The 13,361-nt window shown below is 71.2% G+C and carries 11 protein-coding genes; 6 read left to right on the forward strand and 5 right to left on the reverse strand.

Annotated features, from left to right (window positions below):
- Nucleotides 1-113: 113 nt before the first annotated feature.
- The 3 genes from ACIRQ9_RS13850 to ACIRQ9_RS13860 all read right to left on the reverse strand — a co-directional run bounded on the left by ACIRQ9_RS13850 (nucleotide 114) and on the right by ACIRQ9_RS13860 (nucleotide 2,644).
- Nucleotides 114-890 carry a polysaccharide lyase family 7 protein gene (locus ACIRQ9_RS13850; protein WP_404171390.1) on the reverse strand — a complete coding sequence of 259 codons (777 nt, stop codon included), beginning with the start codon at nucleotides 888-890 and terminating at the stop codon, nucleotides 114-116.
- 125 nt (nucleotides 891-1,015) lie between these two features.
- Nucleotides 1,016-2,236 carry a carbohydrate-binding protein gene (locus ACIRQ9_RS13855; RefSeq protein WP_404171393.1) on the reverse strand — a complete coding sequence of 407 codons (1,221 nt, stop codon included), beginning with the start codon at nucleotides 2,234-2,236 and terminating at the stop codon, nucleotides 1,016-1,018.
- A 168-nt stretch (nucleotides 2,237-2,404) separates the two neighbouring features.
- Nucleotides 2,405-2,644: a DUF2071 domain-containing protein gene (locus ACIRQ9_RS13860; protein ID WP_404171749.1), complete on the reverse strand. Its 240-nt coding sequence runs from the start codon at nucleotides 2,642-2,644 to the stop codon at nucleotides 2,405-2,407.
- 177 nt (nucleotides 2,645-2,821) lie between these two features.
- Between ACIRQ9_RS13860 and ACIRQ9_RS13865 the strand changes: the two genes are divergently transcribed.
- The 4 genes from ACIRQ9_RS13865 to ACIRQ9_RS13880 all read left to right on the forward strand — a co-directional run bounded on the left by ACIRQ9_RS13865 (nucleotide 2,822) and on the right by ACIRQ9_RS13880 (nucleotide 8,528).
- A complete protein-coding gene (locus ACIRQ9_RS13865) occupies nucleotides 2,822-4,633 on the forward strand; it encodes an FAD-binding dehydrogenase (protein WP_404171396.1) in 1,812 nt (603 codons plus the stop codon).
- Between the two features lie 305 nt (nucleotides 4,634-4,938).
- Nucleotides 4,939-6,042: a GNAT family N-acetyltransferase gene (locus ACIRQ9_RS13870; RefSeq protein WP_404171399.1), complete on the forward strand. Its 1,104-nt coding sequence runs from the start codon at nucleotides 4,939-4,941 to the stop codon at nucleotides 6,040-6,042.
- A 577-nt stretch (nucleotides 6,043-6,619) separates the two neighbouring features.
- Nucleotides 6,620-7,444, forward strand: coding sequence for a PP2C family protein-serine/threonine phosphatase (locus ACIRQ9_RS13875; RefSeq protein WP_404171402.1), 825 nt, complete (start codon nucleotides 6,620-6,622; stop codon nucleotides 7,442-7,444).
- An 82-nt stretch (nucleotides 7,445-7,526) separates the two neighbouring features.
- On the forward strand, nucleotides 7,527-8,528 hold the full coding sequence (locus tag ACIRQ9_RS13880) for an MASE1 domain-containing protein (RefSeq protein WP_404171752.1): 1,002 nt from the start codon (nucleotides 7,527-7,529) through the stop codon (nucleotides 8,526-8,528).
- A gap of 44 nt (nucleotides 8,529-8,572) precedes the next feature.
- Here ACIRQ9_RS13880 and ACIRQ9_RS13885 read toward each other — a convergent pair whose 3' ends face one another.
- Nucleotides 8,573-9,064 (reverse strand): peptidylprolyl isomerase, encoded by a 492-nt coding sequence (locus ACIRQ9_RS13885; RefSeq protein ID WP_404171405.1) that lies wholly within the window; start codon nucleotides 9,062-9,064, stop codon nucleotides 8,573-8,575.
- 79 nt (nucleotides 9,065-9,143) lie between these two features.
- Entirely contained in the window at nucleotides 9,144-10,061 is a 918-nt protein-coding gene (locus ACIRQ9_RS13890) for an SGNH/GDSL hydrolase family protein (protein ID WP_404171408.1), read from the reverse strand.
- 285 nt (nucleotides 10,062-10,346) lie between these two features.
- Here ACIRQ9_RS13890 and ACIRQ9_RS13895 point away from each other — a divergent pair, with 285 nt between their 5' ends.
- Nucleotides 10,347-11,051 carry an SDR family oxidoreductase gene (locus ACIRQ9_RS13895; protein WP_404171411.1) on the forward strand — a complete coding sequence of 235 codons (705 nt, stop codon included), beginning with the start codon at nucleotides 10,347-10,349 and terminating at the stop codon, nucleotides 11,049-11,051.
- Between the two features lie 177 nt (nucleotides 11,052-11,228).
- On the forward strand, nucleotides 11,229-13,361 hold the full coding sequence (locus ACIRQ9_RS13900; RefSeq protein WP_404171414.1) for a discoidin domain-containing protein: 2,133 nt from the start codon (nucleotides 11,229-11,231) through the stop codon (nucleotides 13,359-13,361).

Genomic DNA, 13,361 nt, shown 5'->3' on the forward strand with positions numbered 1-13,361 from the left:
GCCCGGGTCTCCCGCCGGGGGGGGGGGGGGGGCCGCCCCGCGGGGGGGGGGGCCGCCGGCGGGCCGCCGCGCCCGCGCCGCCCCCCCCCCCCGCCCGTTCGGTCCGGCCGGTGTCAGCCGTGCTGGACGGTCAGGCCGTAGAACGCGACCCGGGCGCCGTTGGTCGTGCTGTCGGAGGACGACTGGTTGTACGAGCCCGCCTTGAAGTACTGCTTGTACTGGTTGAACGAGGACGGGATGCCGTAGTGGGTCGTCGAGCCGTTGACGGTCAGGTCGATGGTGTTCCCGCCGGACACGGCGATGGAGTAGGTCCAGGTCTTGCCGACCGGCACATGGCCCACGGTGCGCGTGGTCTGGCCGCCGGACGGGGAGTTCTCGGTGCCGAGGACGATGTCGCCGTCGGAGTGGTAGTACAGCTCCAGCAGCGGCTTGGTGGAGGAGCCGCCGGTGCCGAGGTGGATCTGGCCCACGCACACGTTCTTGGTCACCGAGACCACCCGCAGCGTCGCGTTCATCCGGTGGCTGCCGCCGAGCGACCAGTTGGCGGCGCTGCCGTCGCGGTTCATCTCGCGCAGTTCGGAGCGGGCGTAGTTGGAGTTCGGGGTGGTGACGCCCTTTTCCGGTGCCCAGAAGGTCATCGCGCCGTCGCGGGTGTCGGTGTAGAAGTACGCGTCCTGGTAGCCGTTCGAGCCCTGCAGCCGGGACGAGGAGATGGTGGTGGGGGAGCCGGGGGAGCCGACCGGCTCCTGGAGCTGCCAGACGGACAGGTCGAAGTTGCCGCCGGGTGCCTTGCCCGGGTCAGCGGCTCCCGCGCTGCCGCCGGTGAGCAGGACGAGGGCGAGGGCGAGGCCCGCGGCGGCGGGAGCCGCCGACAGCCGGGAGAGGTTCATGTGGGGGGTCCTTTCGGGGAGGGACGCGCCCGGAGGTCCGGTGTTCATGTCCGTGAACTGCGGACGCATCCATAACCGTCGATGACCCGTGAAGCTAAAGGTCCGAACCAACCCCGTCAAGAGGTTCAGCAGGTGCCCTCGTCCTGCCAGGGGCCCCACTCCGAGGCGCCGGGCACCTCGTTCTGGGTCCACCACTTGGCCTTCCAGTTGTGGCCGCCGTACGAGGCCTCGTTGCCGGCCGTGTACACCGCCGCCGAACTCCACGCGGTCGTGCAGGAGGTGGACGAGGGGGTCGGGGTGGGCGTGGGGGTGGGCGTGGGCGTGCCGGTCGGCGGGGTGACCCCGGCGAACTTCACCGAGTACTTGGCGAAGTCCCAGTCGTTCTGCGCCACGCTGGAGCAGGTCCCGGACGTGGTGCCGTTGTTGTCGGGCGGGGTGCACTGCCGGTCGCGGTTCAGCGACCAGAACGTGAAGCGGTCCATGTGGTGGTTGGTCGCGTAGTCGAGGACCGTCTGGAAGTCGGCCTGGGAGAAGTACTCCCCGGAGTCGCTGCGCCCGTTCATCCCGGAGAAGCCCTCGTGGGCGTAGGCGGTCGCCTGGTCCCAGCCGAAGGTGGACTGCAGGATCGAGTTGAAGTTGGTGAGCGCGCCGGTCTGAGCCGCCGCTGAACTGAAGCCGCCGTCGAACGGCATGATGGAGAAGTTGTTCGGCGTGAAGCCCTGGGACTTCGCCTCCAGCAGCATCTGCTTGCCGAACCAGCCGGTGCCGTCCGCGGTGCCGGCCGTGGTCACCGAGACGTACAGGCCCGGGTTGTTCTGCTGGAGGATCTTCGCCGCTCCGATCTCGTTCTTGATCGCCGCGGTGTTCTCGTACTCCGGCTCCTCCAGGTCGAAGTCGATGGCGTGCAGTCCGTACTTGGTGACGACCTGCTGGTAGGCCGCCGCGGTGGCGGCGGGGTCCGCGCAGGTCTGGCCCAGCTTGGTGCCGCCGTAGCCGCCGATCGAGACGGAGACGTCACCGCCCTTGGCCCGGATCGTGTTGATGACGGACTGGACGGCCGTGTCCGAGGAGACCGCCGCGGTACCGCCCCAGGTGGGCGAGCAGCCGCCGCCGTTGGGGGCGAGGACGAAGGCCAGCTGGAAGGCCTTGAGGCCGGTGGCGTCCATGATCGTGGCCGCGTTCGGCGGGTTGTTGTCCAGCGGCATCAGGTACGGCGCGGCCGCGTACCAGCGGTTGCTCAGAGCGGTGGTCGCGCCCGAGGCGTTGCTCGCCACGAGCGCGGTCGTGCCGGCGGCGGCGAGGGTGACGGCGGCCGCCGCGCCCAGACATGCGCGAAGGGGTCTCACTGGTGCCTCCAGGGGGGAGCCGGGGAGGTGGGGGGTTGGTGCCCCAGCTTCCGGAGGTGTCGCGATCACGTCAATAGATTGGACTGGACCAAAGTGGGACTTTGGACTAGACCATACGAAGTCTTTACCTGGCCCGCCGCAGGAGTTCCGGCCGCCCGAAGCGCACCTTTACGCCCGGCGGCCAGGGCGCGCTGACCGGTGGCCCGGTGGCCCGGCGGGCGCGGGCGGCCCCGCGGCCGCCATCAAACCGTCGTCCAGGCCGAGGAGTTCGGCCCGGTGTGGCGGCCAGGGCGGGTGGTCGGCCGACTGGTGCAGGGTGTGCCCGTGCCAGGTGGTGTGCAGCCCCCAACGGGCGGTCAGGAAGTGCTCCAGCGGCGACGGCTCGGCGATCGGCGGCCCGGTCCGCAGTCAACTGGGCCCGGAAACACGTGCGTTGGCCAGCCTGTGAATATCTGACAATCCCCGTGTGCAGAACTCTGGCCGCCACCGTGAACCGTGGGCTACCGTCGGTAACACCCTGCCGTCGCGGCAGTCTCAGACCTGTCTCCCGCACCGCCCGCATCCGTACGGAAGGCATCCCCGCCCATGGAGAATCCCAGAGCAGACGCCGGCCCGGTCGACGGTTCCGGCCTGCCGTCCCGCTTCACCCGCCGTCAGGTGCTGACGGTGGCCGGCGGCACGCTCGCCGGCCTGACCCTCGGTCAGGCCGGCGCGTCCGCCGCCGAGTCCCAGGACGCGGACGCGATCGTCGTCGGCCACGGCCTCGCCGGCCTGGTCGCGACCGCCGAACTCGCCGCCGCCGGACGCAAGGTGCTGCTGCTCGACCAGGAACCGGAGGCGAGCCTCGGCGGCCAGGCGTTCTGGTCCTTCGGCGGACTGTTCTTCGTCGACTCCGACGAACAGCGGCTGATGGGCGTCAAGGACTCCCACGACCTCGCCTGGCAGGACTGGCTCGGCGCGGCCGGCTTCGACCGCGGCGTCGCCGACCCGAAGGGCCAGGACTACTGGGCCTACAAGTGGGCCCAGTCCTATGTGGACTTCGCCTCCGGAGAGAAGCGTTCCTGGCTGTCCTCCCTCGGCGTGCAGTGGTTCCCGATCGTCGGCTGGGCCGAGCGCGGCGGCGGCCTCGCCGACGGGCACGGCAACTCGGTGCCCCGCTTCCACGTCACCTGGGGCACCGGCCCGGCCGTCGTCGAGCCGTTCGAGAAGAAGGTCAGGGCGGCCGTCGCCGCCGGCAAGGTGACCTTCAGGTTCCGCCACCGGGTGGACGAGCTGGTGACCACCGCGGGTGCGGTGACCGGTGTGCGCGGCGCGGTCCTCGAGCCCAGCAGCGCGGCCCGGGGCACCCCGAGCAGCCGTACCGTCGTCGGCGACTTCGAACTGCGGGCGCCCGTCGTGGTCGTCACCTCGGGCGGCATCGGCGCCAACCACGACCTGGTCAGGCAGAACTGGCCGGCCCGGCTCGGCACCGCACCCAAGTTCATGGTCACCGGGGTCCCCGCGCACGTGGACGGCCGGATGCTGGCCATCACCGAGCGGGCGGGCGGCCGGATCGTCAACCCCGACCGGATGTGGCACTACACCGAGGGCCTGCGCAACTACGCCCCGATCTGGCCCCATCACGGCATCCGCATCCTGCCGGGCCCGTCCTCCCTGTGGTTCGACGCCAAGGGCCGCCGCTTCACCTCACCGGACGTGCCCGGCTACGACACCCTGCACACGCTGGGCTCGATCACCGCCTCCGGCTACGACTACTCCTGGTTCGTCACCACCCAGAAGATCATCGCCAAGGAGTTCGCGCTCTCCGGCTCGGAGCAGAACCCCGACCTCACCAACAAGAACGTCTGGCAGCTGCTCTCGCGGATCTGGCAGACCCCCGAACCCATCGAGAAGTTCAAGAACAACGGCGTCGACTTCGTGGTCGCGGGCCACCTCACCGATCTCGTCGCCGGGATGAACAAGCTGACCGGCGACAACCTCATCGACCTCCCCGACCTGCGGCGCCAGATCGAGGCCCGCGACCGCGAGATAGACAATCCGTACTCCAAGGACGTCCAGGTCCAGGGCATCCGCAACGCCCTGAGCTACGTCGGCGACTCCCTCAGCCGTACGGCGCCGATCCACCGGATCCTGGACTCCGCCGCCGGCCCGCTGATCGCCGTCCGGCTCAACATCCTCACCCGCAAGACCCTGGGCGGCCTCCAGACCGACCTGTCCGGACGCGTCCTGAACAGCGACGGCACCCCGGTGGCCGGCCTGTACGCCGCCGGTGAGGTCGCCGGCTTCGGCGGCGGCGGAGTGCACGGCTACCGCTCGCTGGAGGGCACCTTCCTCGGTGGCTGCCTCTACTCGGGCCGCCAGGCGGGCCGGGCGGCGGCGGCCGCGACGGCGACCTGACGCGAAGGGCCGGGAAAGTCCGGATCCCCCACCACAACCCGCCGTGACAGTGGCACTCTTGACAGTGTGCGTACTGTTTCGCGACGTTTGAGCGGCACCTCCGGACCGGCGACACCGTCGTCGGTCCGGACGGGCGGTGCCGGCGGGGAGCAGGAGCTGTTCGCGGCAACGGCGGGACGCGGATTCCGCGTGATGGGGGGAGCGGTCGCCCATGCGATCCAGAGGTCGGAGCAGAGATCGGTCCGGGAGCCGGTCCCGGAGTCAGGCGCCGGACACCTCGGCGGCCGAGGGGCGGTCGATCTGAGGTGCGGATCACGGTCCACAGACCCGGCGAGCTGACCCAGTCGCTCCGCCGGGCCTGGCATGACGCGATGGACGAGTCGCCGGAGTACGCCAACCCGTTCCTGGCACCGGAGTTCGCGACCGGCGTCGGCAGGTACCGCGGGGGCGTACGGGTGGCCGTCCTGCGCGATGCCGGTGAACCCGTCGGCTTCCTCCCGTACGAGCGCAACGCCCTGGGCGTCGGCCGGGCCGTCGGGCTCGGTCTCTCCGACTGTCAGGCGCTGGTCCACCGGCCCGGAGTCACCTGGGACGCGCAGGAGTTGCTGAGCGCGTGCGGGCTGTCCATCTTCGAGTTCGATCATCTGGTCGCCGAGCAGCGGCCGTTCGCCGGTCACGTCACCGGCACCTTCGCCTCGCCGGTGATCGACGTCAAACCCGGCGACGGCGGCTACCCGGACTGGCTGCGGGCCAGCTACCCGGGGCTGGCCAAGACCACGCTGAAGAAGGAGCGGCGCCTGGGCCGCGACATCGGCGAGCTGCGCTTCGAGTTCGACGAACGCGATCCGGCGGTGCTGCGGACCCTGATGCGCTGGAAGTCCGCACAGTACCGGCGCACCGGACGCATGGACCGCTTCGCGCGCCCCTGGATCGTCGACCTCGTGGACCATCTCTTCCACACCCGCGCGGAACACTTCACCGGCGTCCTCTCCGTGCTCTACGCGGGCGACCGCCCGGTGGCCGCGCACTTCGGGCCGCGATCGAGCACCGTGCTGGCCGCCTGGTTCACCGCCTACGACCCGGAACTGCACTACTACTCGCCCGGGTTGATGATGCACCTGCGCACCGCCGAGGGCGCGGCACGCGGGGGAGTGACCCTGGTGGACCTGGGGCGGGGCGACAAGGAGTACAAGGACTGGCTCAAGACCCGGGAGCTGCGGGTGGGCGAGGGCTTCGCCACCCGCGCCCACCCGGTGGCCGCGGCGCACCGGATGTGGCGCCGCCCGGTCCGAGGGCTGCGCAACACCGTCCTCGCCCATCCCCGGCTGCGCGAGCCCGCCGACCGGCTGCTCAGGACGGTCGGCACGATGCGGGCCTCGCGCCGCCCGGAGGGGATCCGGGAGGAATGACCGGGCGCCCCGGGCCGCGGGCCGGGCCCCGGGGCGGGGGGGCCCCCCGGGGTGGGCCCCCCCCCCCCGGGGGGTGCTGGGGGGTGTCCGCCCGGGCCCCCCCCCCCGGCCCCCCGCCCGGGGGCCGGGGGCGCCCCGCGGTCTTGCGCCGCCCGCCGAACCGTCCCGCCCCCAGCCGGCCGTCCCCCGCCCCAGCCGGACCGTGCCGCCCGCTGGGCCGCGCGGCTTCTCGGGCCGTGTGGCCCCTTGGGCTGTCCCAGCGACCCGACCGTCCCGGCCACCGGACCGTCCCGGCCACCGGACCGTCCCGGCCACCGGACTGTCCCGGCGGCCCGACCGTCCCGGCCACCGGACTGTCCCGGCGGCCCGACCGTCCCGGCCACCGGACCGTTCCGGCGGCCCGACCGTCCCGGCCACCGGACCGTCCCGTCCGCCCAACCGTGCCGTCTGCCGGGCGAAACCGCCCCGCGGTCCGCCCCCGCGAGCGGCCGTTCGTCCGATATTCGGCCTATGATCTGTCAAGGTGAAAACCTCGCGGTTCGCCCTGGAAAGGACGTCGCCTCCGCCGGAGTGGTCCATGCCCCGCAAGCTCTCCACGGACGACGAGCTGCTGGCCCGACTCAGGACGCTCACCGCCCAGGCGCGTGAGCGGGCCGAGTACCAGCGCTCCCAGGTCGAGCTGGCCATCGCCCTCCAGCGCGGCATGCTGCCCCGGAACCTGCCGGACACCCCGCGCTTCCACCTCGCCGTCCGGTACGCGCCCGCCACCTACGGGCTGAACGTGGGCGGCGACTGGTACGACGCGTTCACGTTGCCCGACGGCCGCATCGGCCTGTCCATCGGCGACGTCCAGGGCCACAACATCGAGGCCGCCGCCTTCATGGGCCAGGTCAGAGCGGGCCTGCGCGCGCTCGCCTCGGTGACCGGCGAACCGGGCGAACTGCTCGGCCGGACGAACGACCTGCTGATCACCCTCGGCAACGATCTCTTCGCCACCTGCACGTTCATGCGGCTGGACCCGGAGACCGGGGTGCTGGAGAGCGCGCGGGCCGGTCACATCCCCTTCGTCTGGGCCACCGCGGACGGGAAGTCCGGGATCGGCGAGGACGAGGGCGGGCCGCCGCTGGGCATCGAACCCGGTACGGAGTACCCGGTGTCCCGGTTCCGGCTCACCACCGGAGGCGTGGTCGTGCTGCTCACGGACGGCGTGGTGGAAGGGCCCTCGATGAACATCGAGGAAGGTCTCGACCAGGTGGCGCGGCTGGCCGGCATCGCCGCCGTGGCCGGCCTGGAGGCGCACTCGCTGGCGGCCGCCGTGATCAAGGGCGCGGAACAGGTGGGGCACGAGGACGACGCCGCGGTCCTGGTCATGGGCCACGACGGTCTCGACGGCGCGCCCTGACACCCCGGACACCGGGCCCGCACGTCAGCCGAAGGCGGCCTTCGCCTCGCCGACCTGGGTGGACCGGTGTCTGATGGCTGCTGTGGTGGGTATCCAGGAACAGCGCCGGCCGGTCGGGTACGCCGTCCAGGTGCTGGCGGTCGCCACCTGCTACTACGCGGCAGGGCGGCTGGGCCTGCTCCGTCGGCTCACCGTCGAGGGTGCCGTCTTCACCCCCGTCTATCCGTCGACCGGGGTCGCCCTGGCCTGCCTGCTGGTCCTCGGCCTGGGCTGCTGGCCGGGCATCGCGCTCGGCGCGTTCTTCCTCGTGCTGTCGCTGGGCACGCCCGGACCGGACGTCGTGGGCATCCTCGTCGGCAGCTCGGCCGGCCCCGTCTGCGCCTGCCTGCTGCTGCGCCGGGCCGGATTCCGTACCGATCTCGGCCGGCTCCGGGACGGCCTGTGCCTGGTGTTCCTCGGGGCGCTCGCGGCCATGGCGGTCAGCGCCACCGTCGACGTCATCACACTGGTCTGCGCCGGGAAACTCGACGCGGCGAACTTCTGGCCCATCTGGCTGGCGTGGTGGGTCGGCGACGCCATGGGCGTCCTGCTCGTCACTCCGGTCCTGCTGGTGCTGCTCGGGGCCCGCCGACCGCCGCTCACCCGCTGGAAGGAGACCCTGGCACTCGTCGTCGGCGCGGCCGTCCTGGTGCCGGTGGCCACGGGCAGCACACTGAGCGCGCTCTTCCTCGTCTACCCGCTGCTGATCTGGGCCGCGCTGCGCTTCCGGCTGGCCGGAAGCATGCCGTGCGCGCTGTTCGCGTCGGTGATGGCCACGATCGCGGCGACGGACGGCACCGGCGCCTTCACCGGGCTGTCGCACGTCGAGGTGATGCTGAAGCTCCAGCTCTTCAACGGGTCACTGGCCCTGACCGCGCTGCTGCTGTCGGCGGTGATCACCGAGCAGCGCAACACCCGGCTCTCCATCGAGGAGGCCTGCCAGGAACTGGCCGAGGCCCTGGAACACCTCAGCGCGCACGACCACCCGGCCGGCCGGGCGCCGCCGCGGGCCGGGGAGACCCGCCGACCGGAGGACGAACGGTGACCGGGCCGTCGCCCGGCCACCGTCGCCGTGCCGGTGGGACGCGGTCAGACCGTGCCGCTCGCCGTGATCTTGATCTCGGCCTTCGGGGTGCCGCTCGGTGTGCCGTAGCCCTCGATCTTGTCGACGATCTCCGAACCCTCGACGACCTCGCCGAAGACCACGTGCTTGCCGTCGAGCCACGGCGTCAGCACGGTGGTGACGAAGAACTGCGAGCCGTTGGTGTGCGGGCCCGCGTTGGCCATGCTCAGCAGGTACTTGCGGTCGTGCTTCAGGTTGAAGTTCTCGTCCTTGAACTTCTCGCCGTAGATGCTCTTGCCGCCGGTGCCGTCACCGCGGGTGAAGTCACCGCCCTGGAGCATGAACTGGGGGATGACCCGGTGGAAGCCGGAACCGGCGTAGCCGAAGCCGTTCTGCCCGGTGGCGAGCTCGCGGAAGTTGCGGGCCGTCTCCGGGACCACGTCATCGAACAGGTTGAACACGATCCGGCCGGCCGGCTCGTTGTTGATCGAGATGTCGAAGTAAACCTTGTCGCTCATGCAGGCCAACCTATCGCGAACCGTCCCCCGGCCCCTCCCGTGGGGGCACCGGGCCGGGGTGTCGGGGCGGCGGGAGCCGCTAGTGACGCCGGTCCAGCCGCGCCAGCACGGCCCCGGCCATGGCCGCCTCGCCCTTGGCGTTGGGATGGGCCGGAGCGGCCGGTGAGGCCGGCTGGAGGGGTTCGATCCAGCGGTCGGCGGGGGCCTTGCACATGTCGTGGCCGACGGTCGGGCCGTAGGTGTCCGCGTACCCGGCGCCGTTCCACGCGGCGACCAGGCGCAGCATGAGGTTCAGCCGCTTGCCGACGTCCCGCAGGTAGGGGAAGTCCTTGGCGGCGAAGGGCACCGTCGGATAGCAGCCGCTGCCGTCGTCGGGCAGCAGGTCGGGGTAGCCGACGACCAGGATCCGGGCGTGCGGGGCGCGGGCGCGGACGGCGCGCAGCACCTTGTCGACCTTGGGCGCGGTCTGCGCGATCCTGACCGTCAGCTGGTCGGTGCCGGAGGCGTTGTAGTAGCGCTGGCAGGGGTTGCCCGCGAGATCCGTGGCCCCGAGCGTCGCGCAGGTCCCGATGATGGAGCCAAAGCCGATGTCGTTGCCGCCGATCTGGACCGTGACCAGGTCGGTGTCCCGCCGTACGGCGTCGAGCTGCGGTCCGTTGGTGCCCTGCGCCTTCCACATCTCCGCGGTCGTCGCGCCCGCGCAGCTCACGTCCTTGAACGCGCTGACGTGCCGGGCCGCCGCCACCAGCGACGGGTAGTTGTGATCGGAACGGGCGCAGTCGGCGTCGACCTGCGTCGGGATGACGGGGCCCGAGGTGTAGGAGTCGCCGAGCGCCGCGTAGCGGATGCCGCGGTCGTGGCCGCCGTGACCGCCGCCGTGCGCCGCGGCCGGTGTCGTGGACGCGGCGACCAGGGCGCAGCCGCCCAGCGCCGCCGCCACGGTGGCCCTGCGCCGGTGCCGTGCCGCCGAACCGTCCCGTCCGGTGCCGTACGCCATACAGATCCCCCCTGGAAACGGGACGCGCGCGGAACCGGTCCCGACGGGCGGCCGCACGCGTGTGTCGGGGGTCTGTATACCGCCCGGTAGGAGTCCGTAGCCAGGGGTCGGACGCAAGGAACTGAAGCGAGTAACTCGCCCTGCCCGTACGGGCGTCCGGTGTGTCCGGCGGCTCCTGGCGGTAGATCGCGATTGAAGCCGGAAACCGATCGGTTTACACTGGCTCCGAACCGCTGGAAACCGATCGGTTTCCAGCGTCGCCATCCCGTCTGGAGAGTGAGTGTCATGACCGCGATCAAGGACTCCGTCGTCCTCGTCACCGGTGGCAGCCGAGGCGTCGGAAAGGCGCTGGTGGAGGAGTTGTACGCACGCGGCGCCGGCAAGGTCTACGCCACCGCCCGCGACCCGCGCTCGGTCGCCCACCCCGACGCGGTGGCGCTGGCGCTGGAGGTCACCGACCCCGACTCCGTGGCCGCCGTGGCCGAGCAGGCACAGGACGTCACCATCCTGGTGAACAACGCGGGCGTCGCCACCGGCACCCGCTTCCTGACCTCCTCGCTCGACGACATCCGCGCCGAGTTCGAGACCAACTTCTACGGCCCGCTGCTGGTCAGCCGCGCCTTCGTCCCGCTGATCGAGCGCAACGGCGGCGGCCACGTCCTCAACGTCCACTCGGTGCTGTCCTGGTTCGCCGAGGGCGGCGCCTACAGTGCCTCCAAGGCCGCCCTCTGGTCCCAGACCAACAGCCTCCGTCAGGCGCTCCAGCCGCTCGGCATCGGCGTCACCGGCCTGCACATGGGCTACGTCGACACCGACATGGCGGCCCACATCGACGCGCCCAAGACGAGCCCGCGGGACATCGCCTCGGCCGCTCTCGACGGCGTCGAGTCGGACGCCTACGAGGTGCTGGCCGACGATCTCACCCGCTGGGTCAAGGGCGCCCTGTCCGGCGACCCCGCCGCCATGTACCAGCAGCTCGCCGCCCGGTGACCTGGGCCCCGGGCCCCTCCGCCGGCCTCCCTCCGCGACCCCGCGGAGGGAGGGCCGTCGAAAAAACCGCTGCCGAAGGGTTGTCGCCCAGTTGCCTCACCACTTAAATCAAAACCTGAACTAAGCAGCGGGGCGCTCCGGTTGAGTGCGTCCCGTGCCCACTTCAGGGAGCCGCTGATGAGATTGAGATCGCTGGGCGTCGCGCTCGCCGCCATGGCAGCGCTGCTCGCCCTACCCACCGTGCACGCTCCGGCGGCCCAGGCCGCCGACTCCCTGCTGTCGCAGGGCAAGACGGCCACCGCCTCCTCCGAGGAGAACGGCGGGACCGTCGCGGGCAACGCGGTGGACGGCAACACCGGTACCCGCTGGTCGTCCGCCTTCACCGACGACCAGTGGCTCCAGGTCGACCTCGGCGCCAGCGCCACGGTCAGCCAGGTGGTCCTCAACTGGGAGACCGCCTACGGCAAGGATTACAAGGTCCAGATCTCCGCCAACGGCAGCAGCTGGACCGACCTCAAGTCGGTCACCGGCGGTGACGGCGGCACGGACACGCTCGCCGTGTCCGGACAGGGCCGCTACGTCCGGATGCAGGGCGTGCACCGTGCGACCCAGTACGGCTACTCGCTCTGGGAGTTCCAGGTCTTCGGCTCCACCACCGGCGCACCGCCGGTCCAGGGCGGCGGCGACCTCGGCCCCAACGTGATCGTCGTCGACCCCTCGACCCCCAATCTCCAGGCGAAGTTCGACTCGGTCTTCGCCCAGCAGGAGTCGGCGCAGTTCGGCAGCGGTCGCTACCAGTTCCTGCTCAAGCCGGGCACCTACAACAACATCAACGCCCAGATCGGCTTCTACACCTCGATCTCCGGTCTCGGTCTCAACCCCGACGACACGCAGATCAACGGTGACGTCACGGTCGACGCCGGCTGGTTCAACGGCAACGCCACCCAGAACTTCTGGCGTTCGGCCGAGAACCTCGCCATCACGCCGTCGAACGGGACGGACCGGTGGGCCGTGGCTCAGGCGGCCCCCTTCCGCCGCGTCCACGTCAAGGGCGGCCTCAACCTGGCGCCGAACGGCTACGGCTGGGCCTCCGGCGGATACATCGCCGACTCGAAGATCGACGGCACCGTCGGCCCGTACTCCCAGCAGCAGTGGTACACCCGCGACAGCTCGGTCGGCGGCTGGACCAACGGCGTCTGGAACATGACCTTCACCGGCGTCCAGGGCGCACCCGCGACCAACTTCGACTCCGGCCCGTACACCACGCTGGACACCACCCCCGTCTCGCGCGAGAAGCCGTTCCTGTACCTGGACGGCAGCACCTACAAGGTCTTCGTCCCGGCCAAGCGCACCAACGCCCGAGGCGTGTCCTGGCCGGCCAACGCGGGCAGCTCCATCCCGCTGGACCAGTTCTACGTCGTCAAGGCCGGCGCCACCGCGGCCACCATCAACCAGGCTCTCGCCCAGGGCCTCAACCTGCTCTTCACCCCGGGCGTCTACCACCTCGACCAGACCATCAACGTGACCCGCGCCAACACCGTCGTGCTCGGCCTCGGTCTGGCCACCCTGGTCCCGGACAACGGCATCGACGCCATGCACGTCGCCGACGTCGACGGCGTCAAGCTCGCCGGGTTCCTGATCGACGCGGGCTCGGTCAACTCCGACACCCTGCTGCGGATCGGCGACCCCGGCTCCACCGCCGACCACTCCGCCAACCCGACCAGCATGCAGGACGTGTTCGTCCGCATCGGCGGTGCCGGACCCGGCCTCGCGACCAACTCCGTGGTCGTCAACAGCAACAACGTCATCATCGACCACACCTGGCTGTGGCGCGCCGACCACGGCGCCGGGGTCGGCTGGAACACCAACCGCGCCGACTACGGCCTGCGGGTCAACGGCAACGACGTCCTGGCCACGGGTCTGTTCGTCGAGCACTTCAACAAGTACGACGTCTACTGGCAGGGCGAGAGAGGCCGCACCATCTTCTTCCAGAACGAGAAGGCCTACGACGCCCCGAACGCCGCCGCCATCACCCATGACGGCGTCGTCGGATACGCGGCCTATAAGGTCGCCGACACCGTGACCAACCACGAGGCGTGGGGCCTGGGCAGCTACTGCAACTACACGGCCGATCCGTCGATCGTGCAGTCCAACGGCTTCCAGGTGCCGACCGGTTCGGGCATCAAGATGCACGACCTGCTGGTGATCTCGCTCGGCGGCATGGGCCAGTACGCCCACGTCGTCAACACCACCGGATCGCCGACGTCGGGGACCAGCACCACCCCCTCCAAGGTGACGCAGTTCCCGTAG

It is taken from the genome of Streptomyces sp. NPDC101237 (assembly GCF_044767465.1).
GTDB lineage: Bacteria > Actinomycetota > Actinomycetes > Streptomycetales > Streptomycetaceae > Streptomyces > Streptomyces gramineus.